Below are 15,168 nucleotides of genomic sequence, written 5' to 3'. Positions count from 1 at the left end.
TTTTTTAGTTATCTTTGTCAGAACATGGCGATGCAAACACATTAAATAAAATCACTTTCTGACCAATCATTTGATATTTTTTATTTTGAAAGGATTGAATCAAGTAACATTCTTAGGAGTTGTTCAAATACCTTTGTATAATGAGATGCAATCCCAATTCAAGCAAGTATTGTATAACTGAATTTTGAAAAATCGTGAAATTTTTCTAGGTAATATTAGTACCATTGAATGATTTATGCTATTATGAACATGTTAAGTAAAACGAAATAAGGGGTTATCACGTTGAATAATCACTATAAAGTAGGTCAACATATCAAAGTTCGTGTGACTGGTATTCAACCGTATGGCGCTTTTGTAGAAACCCCTGACAATACTGAAGGATTAATCCATATTTCTGAAATTATGGATGATTACGTCCATAATTTAAAAAAGTTTTTATCGGAAGGACAAATTGTCAAAGCGAAAGTCATTTCAATTGATAAAGAAGGAAAGTTAAATCTTTCTTTAAAAGATAACGACTATTTTAAAAATTATGAACGTAAAAAAGAAAAGCAATCAGTATTAGATGAAATTAAAGAAACCGAAAAGTATGGGTTTCAAACAATTAAAGAACGCTTACCGGTTTGGATTAAACAGTCCAAAAACGCGATAAAAGATGAACAATCATCTTTTAAAAAACACTAACATCTTATTTTAAGATGTTAGTGTTTTTTATTTGTAAGGTAAATTTGTAAGTTAAGATAACACTATAAAACTATATGCGTGAGCATATAGTTTTATATTTAAAATCAGGAAAGTTAGAATTAAAATCGCTTAAAGTGATTATGCAATGACACTTAAGTATATTGTATATTAGGAGGATTTAATTTAATGGACAAAAAATTTCAACCGTTATTTGAAAAATTAAAATTACCAAATCAAGTTGTTTTAGATAATCGATTTGTACTAGCCCCATTAACGCATGTTTCATCTAATGATGATGGTACGATTTCTAATGAAGAGGTTGTGTACATGGAACAACGTTCTAAAGATGTTGGTTTAGCAATTTCAGCAGCAAGCAATGTTACAGATTTAGGTAAAGCTTTTCCTGGGCAACCTTCAGTAGCGCATGATTCTAATTTAGAAGGCTTAAAACGTTTGGCAAAAGCTATGAAGAAAAATGGTGCGAAAGCGGTTGTCCAAATACATCACGGTGGTGCACAATCTTTACCTAATTTAACGCCTGATGGTGATGTTGCGGCACCAAGCCCTATATCATTAAAAAGTTTCGGTGAGCAAGAAGCCCATCAAGCACGTGAAATTACTAATGATGAAATTGAATCAACAATAAAAGCATTTGGTGAAGCAACTCGCAGAGTCATTGAAGCTGGCTTTGATGGTGTTGAAATTCACGGTGCAAACCATTATTTAATCCATCAATTTGTATCTCCATATTATAATCGTCGTAATGATGAATGGGGAGAAGACCGTTATAAATTTGCTACAAGTGTAGTAGACGAAGTAACTGAAACTGTTAAAAAATATGGTAGTAAAGATTTTATCGTTGGATATAGATTTTCTCCTGAAGAAGCTGAATCTCCGGGTATAAGCATGGAAATTACAAAAGAACTAATTGAGCTATTAATAGAAAAACCTTTAGATTACTTACATGTTTCATTAATGGATATTCACTCTCAAACACGTGAAGGCCAGTACAAAGGGCAAGAACGTATTAAACTCATTTTAGAGTGGATTAATGGACGCATGCCACTAATAGGTATAGGATCTATCTTTTCGGCTGAACAGGCTATTGAAGCAATTGAATCAACAGGTGTAGAACTCGTCGCATTAGGACGAGAAATCTTGTTGGATCATAATTTTGTAAGTAAAATTAAAGATGGAAAAGAAGATGAAATTCTATCTCACTTTGATCCACAAAGAGCAGATAAACACCATCTGCCACCAAAATTATGGGAACAATTTAATAAAGGCTTTTACCCATTACCCAGAACAGACAATAAATAAAATCTTTGAATATGAAGATGTTTATAGTATTTAACACCACTATATTTTCATAATGAAGGTAAGTATAAACATTTTACTAATGAAGCAACGTCAATTTCTATTGAATATATATAGAAATTGACGTTTTTTGTTTGTATAAAATTTTGATGAACGTTAAAGTAACCTTTTATATTTATAACAGTCAATGGTTGTTGCTGCTGACGTTTTTTAGGCAGATATAGCATATATCGGAGATATTTAACGATTTTTATATAAAATATTATAAATTTCAGACACTAAAATTAGCATAAATCTTGTGATAGTGATTTTAATCAAGAAGAATTAATAAATTTATTAAAATTGGCTTGTGTAAACAGTCGGGAATGTGTCATTATATTAATGTAAAGGCTTACATTTTGATAGCTATATTCTAAATTTAATATTTAAAAGTTGCTATGTGAGTTCTGTATCTACGATTTTATAGTATTTTCGGAAAATAGTTTTCGTAAGTGAATAAATACGTTATGCTATGAATGAGTATTGCCAATAAATTATTATATAATTCATACAAAGGGGAGATATTATGTCAAGATCTGAAGAAATCATTGAATTAACAAATCATTACGGTGCGCACAATTATGTGCCGCTTCCAATTGTAATTTCAGAAGCTGAAGGTGTATGGGTTAAAGATCCTGAAGGAAATAAATATATGGATCTGCTATCTGCTTATTCTGCAGTAAACCAGGGTCACAGACATCCTAAAATTATTCAGGCTTTAAAAGATCAAGCTGACAAAGTGACTTTAGTATCACGTGCATTTCATAGTGATAACTTAGGAGCATGGTATGAAAAAATATGTAAGTTAGCTGGTAAAGACAAAGCCTTACCTATGAATACAGGTGCAGAAGCAGTTGAAACAGCATTGAAAGCTGCGCGACGTTGGGCTTATGATGTGAAAGATATTGCACCTGATCAAGCTGAAATTATTGCATTCAATGGTAACTTCCATGGTCGAACAATGGCGCCAGTATCATTGTCATCTGAACCAGAATATCAACGAGGCTATGGTCCATTATTAGATGGGTTCCGAAAAGTCGATTTTGGTAACATAGATGCTGTTAAAGAAGCAATCAATGAAAATACAGCTGCTATTTTAATTGAACCTATTCAAGGAGAAGCAGGAATCAATGTCCCACCAGAAGGTTATTTAAAAGAAATTAGAGAATTATGTGATGAACATAATGTATTATTTATTGCTGATGAAATTCAAGCAGGACTTGGACGTTCAGGAAAATTATTTGCTACTGATTGGGATGATGTAAAACCAGACGTATATATTTTAGGTAAAGCTCTAGGCGGTGGTGTATTCCCAATATCAGTTGTATTAGCTGATGAAGAAGTATTGGGCGTATTTACGCCTGGTTCACACGGATCAACGTTTGGTGGTAATCCATTAGCGTGTGCTGTATCAATTGCAGCCTTAGATGTATTAGTTGATGAAGATTTAGCAGGACGTTCTTTAGAATTAGGTGAGTACTTTAAATCAGAACTTGAAAAAATCAATCATCCAGCAATTAAAGAAGTACGTGGTCGTGGATTATTTATTGGTATAGAACTAAATGAAAATGCTAGACCTTATTGTGAAAAGTTAAAAGAAGAAGGTTTATTATGTAAAGAAACACATGATACAGTAATTAGATTTGCACCACCTCTTATTATTTCCAAAGAAGAATTAGACTTTGCATTGGATAAAGTAAGAAATGTTTTTAAATAAAAATGTTCTGTAACTTAAGTTTTGAAAACCCTTTAAAAAGCAAAATCTTATGTTACAATTATCGTGAAAGCGAAATCATTAGTAACGAAAAAGAGGCGAAATGAATCATGACTGAGAATAATAATTTAGTTACTTCTACGCAACAAATTATTAAAGAAGCATTGCATAAATTGGGATTTGATGATGGGATGTATGATTTAGTAAAGGAACCATTAAGATTCCTTGAAGTACGCATTCCTGTACGTATGGATGATGGTACTGTTCAAACATTTAAAGGTTATCGTGCTCAACATAATGATGCTGTTGGACCAACAAAAGGTGGGGTACGTTTCCATCCAGACGTTGACGTTGAGGAAGTTAAAGCATTATCTATGTGGATGACATTAAAATGTGGTATCGTCGACTTGCCATATGGTGGCGGTAAAGGTGGCATCATCTGTGATCCTAGACAAATGAGTATACATGAAGTTGAACGTTTATCTCGTGGTTATGTGCGTGCGATATCTCAATTTGTTGGACCTACAAAAGATATCCCAGCACCAGACGTATTTACTAACTCACAAATCATGGCTTGGATGATGGATGAGTATAGTTCATTAGATAAATTTAATTCACCAGGGTTTATTACTGGTAAACCGATTGTATTAGGTGGATCACAAGGCAGAGATCGCTCTACAGCACTAGGTGTAGTAATTGCAATAGAACAAGCTGCTAAAAGAAGAGGTCTAGAATTGAAAGGTGCACGTATCGTTATTCAAGGATTTGGTAACGCGGGTAGTTTCTTATCTAAATTCCTATATGATATGGGAGCAAAAATTGTTGGTATTTCAGATGCTTACGGTGCATTACATGACCCAGATGGTCTTGATATCGACTATCTTTTAGATAGAAGAGATAGCTTTGGTACTGTAACAAATCTATTCGAGGAAACAATTTCTAATAAAGAATTGTTTGAACTTGATTGTGATATTCTTGTACCTGCAGCGATTGCTAATCAAATCACTGAAGACAATGCAAATGAAATTAAGGCTGATATAGTTGTTGAAGCGGCTAATGGCCCAACAACACCAGCTGGCACACGTATTTTAACTGAACGTGGTAAATTGCTTGTACCTGATGTGTTAGCAAGTGCAGGCGGCGTAACAGTTTCTTACTTCGAATGGGTACAAAATAATCAAGGTTATTATTGGACAGAAGAAGAAGTAAATACAAAATTGCGTGAAAAACTTATCACAGCCTTCGATACAATTTATGAGTTATCACAAAATAGAAAAATTGATATGCGCTTAGCAGCCTATATTGTGGGTATTAAACGTACTGCTGAAGCTGCACGTTATCGTGGTTGGGCTTAATTAAATATTTTAATTTGTAGAAAAAGAAGAAGTTCTTGTACGCAAGAACTTCTTCTTCTTTTTATTTTATTTATTTTTTTGTTCATCATCTTGAATCACTTGTTTATATAAATCAGGGTAATTTGTGAAAACACCATCTACCCCATATTGATTTAAGCGGTGCATATCAGCTTCATTATTAACGGTGAAAGGATGTACGAGCAGACCAGCCCTTTTAAGATTTTTAACATTTTGTTTTGTTAAATCTGTATATTCAGGGCCGACACCAATTGCGTATTGACGAATTTGATTAAAATCCTGTTGGGTTAAAGAGAGTAATTCACCTTTATCTAATAATCTGATTAACGGGACATTGCTATTTAACTGATGCAATTTACTTAAGCTTTCAGGTGAAAATGATTGTAATAAGACATGTCCTTGATTCAGTGATTGTTCATTAAGCATATTGTGGTTGTTTAGTGTTTTTAATACTGCTTCTTCCATCCCTGGGTAAACATCTGGTGATTTAGTTTCAATATAATAATTTGCATTTGTACCATAGCGTTCTAATATTTCATCTAATGTAGGGATTTTAGCACCTACATAATTTGAATTAGCATACTGAGGATTTGCGGCATTAAATTTACTTCCAGCATCTAATTGTTTCAGTTCCTTTAGTGTATATGAATCAACTCTACCAGTACCGTTTGTTGTTCTATCTACAGTTTCATCATGCATTGCAACTAGATGACCATCTTTAGTCATCTGAAGATCGATTTCGATATAAGAAGCACCCATAGCATTATGGCTTTTATCATATGAATAAAAAGTATGTTCTGGCGCATAGCCACTTGCACCTCTATGCGCGACCGTTGTATATTTCTCGCCCGTTAGATTTTGTGCTCTATTTGGATTATGTGAGTTATTATCCTTTTGGTTTGATGGTGTGGCATGTTGTTGTGTTTGAACATTGTGGTTATTTTCGTTAGCTGATGTTATAGATGTCGTTCCAATTAAAGTTAAAGATAACATTGCTATACTCGTGAATAGTACTTTTTTAAAATTTTGCAAGAATGGGTCACTCCTCGATATGTATTTACATATCAACCCTACAAAATAAAAGTGTGTTTGAGAATGACATTTACAGGATTAAAATTTAAGTTTTATAAAGTTAATATTTTTATAACAATATATTAAAACAATTAAAACCTTTCTAGTATAAATATAATAGGAAATATTATTTTTTGTATCACGCTATCTTCATATAAGACTCCAAATCAACAAAATAAACGTCAATTTCTATAGAAATTGACGTTTACATGTAGTTAAAGTTACTATGTTGGTGATTTAATTGTTTTATCTTTTTTTAAAATTTTCAATAGCTAACTTAATCTCATCTCTAACACGTTGGAATTCTGACCACGATTTACCAGCTGGATCATCAAAACCCCAATGTTCTTTTTTGACATTTGGCGGTAATATTGGACAATTCTTATCTGCATCACTACATAATGTTACGACCAAATCTGCTTGCGCTAAGATCTCATTATCTATCAAATCTGATGTATGATTTGAAATATCAATATCTACTTCTTTCATAGCTTCTACAGCTTTAGAGTTGACACCATGTGTTTCAATACCAGCAGAATAGACATGCCACGTTTCACCTAATATATGCTTTCCCCAACCCTCAGCCATTTGGCTACGACATGAGTTTCCTGTACATATAAAATAAATTGTTTGTTTGTCCATTATAAATACCTCTTTTCTTAAAATATGATGAGTGTAAGGTATAAACCTAACAATGTTACAAATAATACTGGAATGGTAATGATAATACCTGTTCTAAAATATGTTCCCCATGAAATTTTTACACCTTTTTGTGTTAAAACATGTAGCCATAATAACGTTGCTAAAGAACCGATAGGAGTGATTTTAGGACCTAAGTCAGACCCTATAACATTCGCATAAATCATGCCTTCTTTCATCGTTCCTATTACATTAGATTGGCCAATAGCGATAGCATCTATTAATACAGTAGGCATATTGTTCATAATTGATGATAAAAAGGCTGATATAAAGCCCATACCCATGATACTGCTAAATAATCCATAACTTGAAACGTTGGATAATATATCTGCTAAAATTGTGGTGATACCAACGTTTTTTAATCCAAACACTACTAAATACATACCAATAGAAAATAGCACAATGTTCCAAGGTGCGCCTTTAATCACTTGCTTGGTATGAACTGCTTTAGATTTACGAGCTAAGAGCACAAAGATAAAAGCAATGATACCAGCAATAATTGATACAGGGATATGAATAAATTCACTTACAAGATAGCCAACGAGCAATATGGCTAATACAATCCATGAAATTTTGAATAATTTGGGATCTTTAATTGCATCTCTAGGCGTTGTAAGATTTTCAGTATCGAATGTTTTTGGTATAGATTTTCTAAAATAAAGCCACAACACGAGGATGCTAGCTATTAAAGAAAATATATTAGGGATTATCATACGACTAAAATATTCAATAAAGCCAATATCAAAGTAATCAGCAGAAACAATATTTACTAAATTACTTACAATTAAGGGCAATGATGTTGTATCAGCAATAAAACCACTGGCGATAATAAAAGGGAAAATCACTTTTTTATTAAATCCTAAATTTCTTACCATTGCTAATACGATAGGTGTTAAAATTAAAGCTGCGCCATCGTTGGCGAAAAATGCTGCTACTATGGACCCTAACAACATGATGAAAACAAACATTTTTAAGCCATTACCTTTTGAAGCTTTAACCATATGTATTGCAGACCATTCAAAAAATCCAATTTCATCTAATATTAATGAAATAAGAATAACAGCAACAAATGTTAATGTGGCGTTCCAAACAATGCCAGTTACTTCTATTACATCGGAAAAACTAACTACACCTGTAATAATAGCTATGATAGCCCCAGCCAAAGCCGTAATACCAATATCTAATCCTTTAGGTTGCCATATGACAAAAGTTAATGTTAAAAGAAAAATTATAATTGCTAAAATAGTCATGTTTAACACTCACCTGATTTCATATTTTTGCATACGCAGTGTTGGTTAGATGTGTTAATCATATTGAGACTTTGATTGATATCATCTAAAATAGCATGATTAAGCTGGTACATACGTTTATTGCCATTTTTGCGTGTATTTACTAACTCGTGATCTACTAATGACTTCATATGATGACTTAGTGTAGGTTGTGAGAATTGAAAATGTTCCAACAAATCACATGCACATAATTCACCACAAGAAAGTAAATCTAATATTTCTAATCTGCTTGAATCGGATAAAACTTTAAGCAATGCTGAAAGTCTTTTATAAGACATAAGTATACCTCCTAAACAATAAATAGATTAACATCTATATAGAAATTCGTCTATATAGTTTTGAGCTAAATAGTAAAGGGGGGTTATTGATTTTATTCAAAAATAGGTGATGTTGAATAATTTATTAAACTTATATAATGGTATATCGAGTGAAGTAAGTGAAATGTAATAAAGCGAAGTGGTTTGGATAGTGTAAAAAAGAGTCTGCGACAAAAAGTTTTGAACAAATGTGACGTATTTTGGCGAGACTCTTGTGGGAATAGGGCAAGCTGAAGACTACAGGCTGAAGCTGTCCCTTAAGAAAGCGAGCCAACAATAAGAAGTATTGAATAAAAAGGAGCACTCAGATGAATTGAATTAAATCATCTGAGTGCTATTTTTCTGAGATTTATGTCTCATATTCTGTTATAAAGTTATTTAATTTGTATCTTGTTGCTGCTTAATGACTGATAATTGGTGTTCCACAGCTGCTTGTCCAGTTGAGCCATAACTAATTCTACGGCTAACACAATTTTCTGGTTTTAAGAAATCATAAATATCTGCATCGATACTTGTATGCGCATTTTGATATTCTTCCAATGGCACATCTAATAAATAGACATTATGTTGAATTGACCATAGTACGATTTTCCCTACAATTTCATGTGCTGTTCTAAACGGAACTCCTTTATTGACTAGGTAATCTGCCAGTTCAGTAGCATTTGAAAAATCATTATAAACAGTTTGATGTAGACGATCGACATTCACAGTCATTGTATCTATCATACCTGCAAAAATACGCAAGGAACCTTTTATCGTGTGAACAGCATCAAACAAGCCTTCTTTGTCTTCTTGCATATCTTTGTTATATGCTAAGGGTAAACCTTTGAGCGTCATTAATATGCTCATTAGGTTTCCTGTCGTACGTCCTACTTTACCTCTTATTAACTCTGCCATGTCAGGGTTTTTCTTTTGTGGCATGATCGACGAACCTGTTGAAAACGCATCCGATAAAGTTACAAAATTGGCTTCTGCTGATGACCAAAAGATAATTTCTTCAGCAAAACGCGATAAATGTATCATTGTTAATGATATGTTATGCAATGTTTCTACAATATAATCTCTATCGCTTACAGCATCTATACTGTTTTCGTAAACAGAATTGAAATTCAATAAAGATTGCGTTTCATGACGATCGATTGGATAAGTCGTTCCACTTAGTGCAGCAGCGCCAAGTGGGGAAATATCGATACGCTTCAAACTATCCTGAAAACGCGATTTATCTCTATCTAACATCCAGTAATAAGTTAGTATATGGTGTGCAAATGAAATGGGCTGCGCTCTTTGTAAATGCGTATAACCTGGCATAATTGTATTGACATGTTGTTCTGCGATATTGACGATGGTTTGTTGCAATTCATTGACGAGCTCAATAATCTGAGTAACTTCATCTTTTGTATATAAGTGCATATCAGTAGCGACTTGATCATTTCTGCTACGTCCTGTATGCAATCTACCGCCTGCATCACCGATACGTTTAATTAATTCATGTTCGATGTTGAGATGAATATCTTCTAAAGAAACATCGAACGTTAAATTACCTTGTTCATAATCATTTAAAATCGCTGTTAAACCATTAACTATTTGCTTACAGTCTTCATCAGTTATGATATCTTGTTTGGCTAGCATTTTAGCGTGAGCAATACTTCCTTGCACATCATATTGAATGAGTGTTTTATCAAAGTGAATGGAGGCATTAAATTCATCGACCCAATCTTCGGGCTGCTCACTAAATCTTCCTCCCCAAGCTTTATTACTCATCTAAGTAACCACCATGTAACATAGAATTAACTTTTGTAGGTAAACCAAAGATATCAATAAAACCGACTGCAGATTCTTGATTAAATGCATCTTCCTTAGTATAAGTAGCTAATTTTTCGTTATATAGTGTATGAGGTGATTTTCTGCCGTTTACAACAGCACTGCCTTTAAATAATTTAATACGTACATCACCAGAAACGAATTTTTGTGTACTATCCACAAAAGCTTTTAAGCTATCTGTTAGTGGAGAGAACCAAAGACCATTGTATGTTTGTTCCGAAAATTGTTTTTCAATAACAGGTTTAAAATGAGCTACATCTTTAGTTAAAGTAATCGTTTCAAGTGCTTTGTGTGCTTTCATTATGACTTCTGCTGCAGGCGTTTCGTATACTTCTCTTGATTTAATACCAACGAGTCTATTTTCCACATGATCAATTCTACCAATGCCATGTTTACCAGCTAATTTGTTTAAATCTAAAATTAATTGACTTAATTTATAAGATTTACCATTTAAAGCGATAGGTAAGCCTTGTTCGAACGTAAGTACGATCTCATCAGCTTCGTCAGGTGTATCTTCAATTTCATTTGTTAAGTCAAATGCATCTTTAGGTGGTGCGGCATATGGATCTTCTAAAATACCACATTCATTACTTCTTCCCCATAGATTTTGATCAATAGAATACGGAGAATCATGTTGGATAGGTACCGGAATATTATGTTTGATTGCATAATCAATTTCTTCTTCACGGCTCCAAGCCCATTCTCTCACTGGAGCAAATACTTTTAACTCTGGGTCTAACGCTTTTATCGCGACTTCAAAACGAACTTGGTCATTACCTTTTCCGGTACAACCATGTGCAATACCTACTGCATTTGTTTTACTTGCAATTTCAACCAATTTTTTTGAAATTAAAGGTCTTGATAATGCGGAGACTAGGGGATATGTGCCTTCATACATCAAATTGCCTTTGATTGCATATGAAACAAAATCTTCACTGAATTCTTCAGTGGCATCAATAATATGACATTCAATTGCTCCCATATCTAAAGCTTTTTGATGAACTAGGTCTAAGTCCTTACCTTCACCAACATCCAAGCAGCAAGCAACGATATCATAGCCTTTATCTATCAACCATTTTACTGCCACACTTGTATCTAAACCGCCGGAATATGCTAAAACTATTTTTTCCTTCATATATTACACCTCAATTGAATTTTTTAATATGTTGTTTATAAATTTGATATTAGTAAGTATAGCAGAAGAATTATGAAAATAAAACCATTTTTATACATAATTATGCAAATTGTAGAAATTTCTTACAATTTAAATTTTACTTATAGTACTTATTTATAGGTTTGTTTGAGATTTTGTCGGATTTATAGAAATGTATATATTTATGAATATATAATTAGATGTTCTGTTTGTTATATAATAAAAGAATAAGCTAAAATATTTATAAAAAATCTTGTTTTATAGGCTAGTTGTTTGAATAGTCAAAATAAACTTAGTAAAATATATATGAAATCAAAAACACTGGAGGCAATTTAGATGACTCATATTCAATTAGATTATGGTAAAACTTTAGAATTTTTCGGCGAACATGAATTACAGCAACAAAAAGATATTGTTAAATCAATTCATAATACAATTCATGAAGGAACAGGTGCTGGTAGTGACTTCTTAGGTTGGATTGATTTACCTATTAATTATGATAGAGAAGAGTTTTCACGTATTTTAGAAGCTTCTAAACGTGTTAAAAAAAATTCAGATGTATTTGTAGTGATTGGTATTGGTGGTTCATATTTAGGTGCACGTGCTGCAATTGAAATGTTAACACCAGCTTTTAGAAATAGTGATGAATATCCTGAAATTGTCTTTGTAGGTAATCATTTATCTTCGACATATACACAAGAACTAATTCATTATTTAGACGGTAAAGATTTTTCAGTTAATGTTATTTCTAAATCTGGTACAACAACAGAACCAGCAGTTTCATTCAGACTATTTAAACAAATCTTAGAAAATAAATATGGTAAAGAAGAGGCCAAACAGCGTATTTTTGCAACTACTGATAAAGAAAAAGGTGCTTTAAAACAATTAGCAACAAATGAAGGCTATGAAACGTTTGTAGTTCCTGATGATATTGGTGGTCGTTACTCCGTTTTAACAGCAGTAGGCTTATTACCAATAGCTGTTGCAGGTATTGATATTGAAGCTATGATGGGCGGTGCTGCTAAAGCTAGAGAAGAGCTTTCTTCTGAAAACCTAGAAGATAATATTGCTTATCAATACGCCAGTATTCGTAATATTTTATATGCAAAAGGCTATGACACTGAAATGTTAATAAACTATGAACCTTCAATGCAATATTTCAACGAGTGGTGGAAACAATTATTTGGTGAATCAGAAGGTAAAGATTACAAGGGCATCTATCCATCCAGTGCAAACTATACAACTGATTTACACTCACTTGGACAATATGTACAAGAGGGCCGTCGTTTCTTATTCGAAACGGTTGTCAAAGTAAATACACCGAAACATAACATTACTATTGAAGAAGATAGTGAAAACTTAGATGGATTAAATTATTTAGCAGGCAAAACAATTGATGAAGTGAACACTAAAGCCTTTGAAGGTACTTTATTAGCACATACTGATGGAGGCGTACCGAATGTAGTGATTAATGTTCCTCAATTAGATGAAGAAACATTTGGTTATCTTGTTTATTTCTTTGAAATGGCTTGTGCGATGAGTGGCTACCAACTTGGAGTCAATCCGTTTAACCAACCAGGCGTAGAAGCATATAAACAAAATATGTTCGCGTTATTAGGTAAGCCAGGTTTTGAAGATAAAAAAGAAGCATTAGAAAAACGTTTATAATTTTATCTATTTATTAATTTAAAAAATGACTGACAAAATGATTTCCGCACTAATCAGGCGGGAATCATTTTTTGTATGTGCCTTATTTTATCAATGCACATCATCATTTCTGTGAGATGTCATTAACCTTTTTGGTACTTGAGACTGATATTTGTACAAAAGCATACATAATTGTTTTAAAATCGCTATAATACACTTATAATTATCGTTGACTAACAATGGTAGGGACTGATGAAATGACTCAAGAACAAGTGCAGTATTGGTTTGATTTATTTGGCAGTTTAGGTTATATCGTAGGGTTTTTATTGCCTTTTATTGAAGCTTTTATCCCAGTACTACCTATTATTGTATTTGTGATTGTTAATGTGAATGCGTTCGGATTGTGGATGGGAACATTATTAGCATGGTTGGGTACTGTTTTAGGGAGCTATCTTGTATTTTTAGGCTTCCGCAGATTGAACCATACACGTTATATGAAAAAGCTACAGCAACGTACCTCAGTTCAGAGGTTAATTCATTTTATAGATAGAAAAGGGGTTATCCCTATTTTTATCCTATTATGTTTTCCATTTACACCAAGTGCATTAGTGAACTTGGTAGTAAGCCTGTCGCATATCAGAGCACACGTTTATCTTGTAGTATTGTTCAGTTCGAAATTGGTAATGATCGGTTTGATTGGATGGTTAGGTAATGATATTACGACACTATTTACAGAGCCGTTAAGGTTGATTATCATTATTATTGTTATTATTGTCGTTTGGTTTATAGGTAGAAAACTTGAACGATATTTTATGCATTCTCCAGAGGAGTGACAATTTGGGTAAGATAGTAAAACATTTGATTTCTATAATATTTGCGATTATTATTGTAATATTGATTCAGACTTTTATTATTACAGGAGCAGATATACAAGATAAAAGTATGACGCCGACGTTGAAACAAAACGATCGTGTGATTGTTAATAAAATCAAAACAACTTTTAACATGTTAAAGCTAAACGATATCATCATGTACCATAAAGGTGACGATGTACATATTGGTAGAATTATCGGGAAGCCCGGCCAATCTATAACCTTTAAAAATAATCAATTGTATAGAGATGACAGACAAGTAGATGAAAGGTATACTGAGTCAAGTATTGATGATTTGTCCCTCAGAAATATTAAAGGTTCTGAAGGAGATGTTATTCCACCAGACGAATACTTTGTACTGAATGATAATCGTGAAATAAAAAATGATTCTAGAACAGAAGGCTTTGTTCGACAAGAAGACATTATTGGTGATGTAAGTTTAAGGTATTACCCTTTAAGCAACTTCACAGTAAACTTTAAATAAATAGACGAGGTGTAAAAAGTGAAAAAAGAAATACTAGAATGGATTGTGTCAATTGTTGTCGCAGTAGCGTTAGTATTATTGATTACAAATTTTGTTGCAAAATCATACACAGTCAAAGGGGATTCTATGGATCCAACCTTAAAAGATGGTGAACGTGTAGTTGTAAATATGATTGGTCAAAAACTAGGACATTTAGAAAAGGGAAATGTCATTGTATTCCACGCTAATAAAGAACAAGATTATGTAAAACGTATCATTGGTACGTCTGGAGATAACATTGAATATAAAAAAGACCAATTATATGTTAATGGTAAAAAAGTTGATGAACCTTATTTAGATTACAATGAAAAACATAAACTAGGTGAATATATTACAGGTACTTATAAAACAAAAGAAATCAATCAAGTTGATGGTAAAAACAAAATTCCAGAAGGGAAATTGTTAGTATTAGGTGATAATCGTGAAGTAAGTAAAGATAGTCGTTCATTTGGTTTGATTGATGAAGATAAGGTAGTAGGTAAAGTTTCGTTTAGATATTGGCCACTAAATAAAATGACATTTGGATTTAATCCAGATGTCAGTTATGAATAGATAATATATGCATATATCCTGAGACATACAAATGTCTCAGGTTTTTTCTATATAGAACGATTGTACAATTTGTGGTTTGTTAACCGTTTGAGAAATG

At 32.8% G+C, this 15,168-nt stretch carries 14 protein-coding genes; 8 read left to right on the top strand and 6 right to left on the bottom strand.

Annotation, left to right across the window (positions count from 1 at the left end; genetic code table 11):
• The first annotated feature begins 282 nt into the window (after positions 1 to 282).
• The 4 genes from ygs to KA856_RS09685 all read left to right on the top strand — a co-directional run bounded on the left by ygs (position 283) and on the right by KA856_RS09685 (position 5,109).
• Positions 283 to 684, top strand: coding sequence for a S1 domain-containing post-transcriptional regulator Ygs (gene ygs, locus KA856_RS09700; protein WP_046208025.1), 402 nt, complete (start codon positions 283 to 285; stop codon positions 682 to 684).
• Positions 685 to 870: 186 nt separating this feature from the next.
• Positions 871 to 2,004, top strand: a complete 1,134-nt coding sequence (locus KA856_RS09695) for an NADH-dependent flavin oxidoreductase (RefSeq protein WP_107386487.1) — start codon at positions 871 to 873, stop codon at positions 2,002 to 2,004.
• Between the two features lie 562 nt (positions 2,005 to 2,566).
• On the top strand, positions 2,567 to 3,757 hold the full coding sequence (locus KA856_RS09690) for an ornithine--oxo-acid transaminase (RefSeq protein ID WP_210138653.1): 1,191 nt from the start codon (positions 2,567 to 2,569) through the stop codon (positions 3,755 to 3,757).
• A gap of 107 nt (positions 3,758 to 3,864) precedes the next feature.
• A complete protein-coding gene (locus KA856_RS09685; RefSeq protein WP_107384486.1) occupies positions 3,865 to 5,109 on the top strand; it encodes a Glu/Leu/Phe/Val family dehydrogenase in 1,245 nt (414 codons plus the stop codon).
• Positions 5,110 to 5,175: 66 nt separating this feature from the next.
• Here KA856_RS09685 and KA856_RS09680 read toward each other — a convergent pair whose 3' ends face one another.
• The 6 genes from KA856_RS09680 to KA856_RS09655 form a co-directional block, all read right to left on the bottom strand.
• Complete coding sequence (locus tag KA856_RS09680; protein ID WP_107386655.1) at positions 5,176 to 6,159, bottom strand: glycerophosphodiester phosphodiesterase; 984 nt, start codon at positions 6,157 to 6,159, stop codon at positions 5,176 to 5,178.
• A 285-nt stretch (positions 6,160 to 6,444) separates the two neighbouring features.
• Positions 6,445 to 6,840 carry an arsenate reductase (thioredoxin) gene (gene arsC, locus KA856_RS09675; RefSeq protein WP_107384484.1) on the bottom strand — a complete coding sequence of 132 codons (396 nt, stop codon included), beginning with the start codon at positions 6,838 to 6,840 and terminating at the stop codon, positions 6,445 to 6,447.
• Positions 6,841 to 6,857: 17 nt separating this feature from the next.
• Entirely contained in the window at positions 6,858 to 8,147 is a 1,290-nt protein-coding gene (gene arsB, locus KA856_RS09670) for an arsenite efflux transporter membrane subunit ArsB (RefSeq protein ID WP_107384483.1), read from the bottom strand.
• A 2-nt stretch (positions 8,148 to 8,149) separates the two neighbouring features.
• Positions 8,150 to 8,464, bottom strand: a complete 315-nt coding sequence (locus KA856_RS09665) for an ArsR/SmtB family transcription factor (RefSeq protein ID WP_107384482.1) — start codon at positions 8,462 to 8,464, stop codon at positions 8,150 to 8,152.
• 417 nt (positions 8,465 to 8,881) lie between these two features.
• Positions 8,882 to 10,264, bottom strand: a complete 1,383-nt coding sequence (gene argH / locus KA856_RS09660) for an argininosuccinate lyase (protein ID WP_107386632.1) — start codon at positions 10,262 to 10,264, stop codon at positions 8,882 to 8,884.
• On the bottom strand, positions 10,257 to 11,459 hold the full coding sequence (locus KA856_RS09655; RefSeq protein ID WP_107384479.1) for an argininosuccinate synthase: 1,203 nt from the start codon (positions 11,457 to 11,459) through the stop codon (positions 10,257 to 10,259). The genes argH and KA856_RS09655 overlap by 8 nt, the downstream gene beginning before the upstream one ends.
• Before the next feature lie 354 nt (positions 11,460 to 11,813).
• On the opposite strand from KA856_RS09655, the gene KA856_RS09650 reads away from it, so the two are divergent.
• The 4 genes from KA856_RS09650 to lepB (KA856_RS09635) all read left to right on the top strand — a co-directional run bounded on the left by KA856_RS09650 (position 11,814) and on the right by lepB (KA856_RS09635) (position 15,071).
• A complete protein-coding gene (locus tag KA856_RS09650) occupies positions 11,814 to 13,145 on the top strand; it encodes a glucose-6-phosphate isomerase (protein ID WP_107386134.1) in 1,332 nt (443 codons plus the stop codon).
• Positions 13,146 to 13,381: 236 nt separating this feature from the next.
• Positions 13,382 to 13,957 carry a TVP38/TMEM64 family protein gene (locus KA856_RS09645; RefSeq protein WP_107384477.1) on the top strand — a complete coding sequence of 192 codons (576 nt, stop codon included), beginning with the start codon at positions 13,382 to 13,384 and terminating at the stop codon, positions 13,955 to 13,957.
• Positions 13,958 to 13,961: 4 nt separating this feature from the next.
• Positions 13,962 to 14,480: a signal peptidase I gene (lepB, locus tag KA856_RS09640; RefSeq protein ID WP_107386135.1), complete on the top strand. Its 519-nt coding sequence runs from the start codon at positions 13,962 to 13,964 to the stop codon at positions 14,478 to 14,480.
• Positions 14,481 to 14,498: 18 nt separating this feature from the next.
• Positions 14,499 to 15,071, top strand: coding sequence for a signal peptidase I (lepB, locus tag KA856_RS09635; protein ID WP_107384475.1), 573 nt, complete (start codon positions 14,499 to 14,501; stop codon positions 15,069 to 15,071).
• Positions 15,072 to 15,168 lie beyond the last annotated feature (97 nt).

Origin of the sequence: Staphylococcus sp. GDB9P120P (genome assembly GCF_017893435.1) — a bacterium.
Classification (GTDB): Bacteria; Bacillota; Bacilli; order Staphylococcales; family Staphylococcaceae; genus Staphylococcus; species Staphylococcus cohnii.
Note: the sequence above shows the minus strand (reverse complement) of the source record. Positions and strands in the feature narration are given on the sequence as shown.

Bases quoted from the DNA above. Each gene is read 5' to 3' on its own strand.
- KA856_RS09695 (WP_107386487.1), top strand. From the start codon at position 871: ATGGACAAAAAATTTCAACCGTTATTTGAAAAATTAAAATTACCAAAT.
- KA856_RS09690 (WP_210138653.1), top strand. From the start codon at position 2,567: ATGTCAAGATCTGAAGAAATCATTGAATTAACAAATCATTACGGTGCG.
- KA856_RS09685 (WP_107384486.1), top strand. From the start codon at position 3,865: ATGACTGAGAATAATAATTTAGTTACTTCTACGCAACAAATTATTAAA.
- arsC (WP_107384484.1), bottom strand. From the start codon at position 6,840: ATGGACAAACAAACAATTTATTTTATATGTACAGGAAACTCATGTCGT.
- arsB (WP_107384483.1), bottom strand. From the start codon at position 8,147: ATGACTATTTTAGCAATTATAATTTTTCTTTTAACATTAACTTTTGTC.
- KA856_RS09665 (WP_107384482.1), bottom strand. From the start codon at position 8,464: ATGTCTTATAAAAGACTTTCAGCATTGCTTAAAGTTTTATCCGATTCA.
- argH (WP_107386632.1), bottom strand. From the start codon at position 10,264: ATGAGTAATAAAGCTTGGGGAGGAAGATTTAGTGAGCAGCCCGAAGAT.
- KA856_RS09655 (WP_107384479.1), bottom strand. From the start codon at position 11,459: ATGAAGGAAAAAATAGTTTTAGCATATTCCGGCGGTTTAGATACAAGT.
- KA856_RS09650 (WP_107386134.1), top strand. From the start codon at position 11,814: ATGACTCATATTCAATTAGATTATGGTAAAACTTTAGAATTTTTCGGC.
- KA856_RS09645 (WP_107384477.1), top strand. From the start codon at position 13,382: ATGACTCAAGAACAAGTGCAGTATTGGTTTGATTTATTTGGCAGTTTA.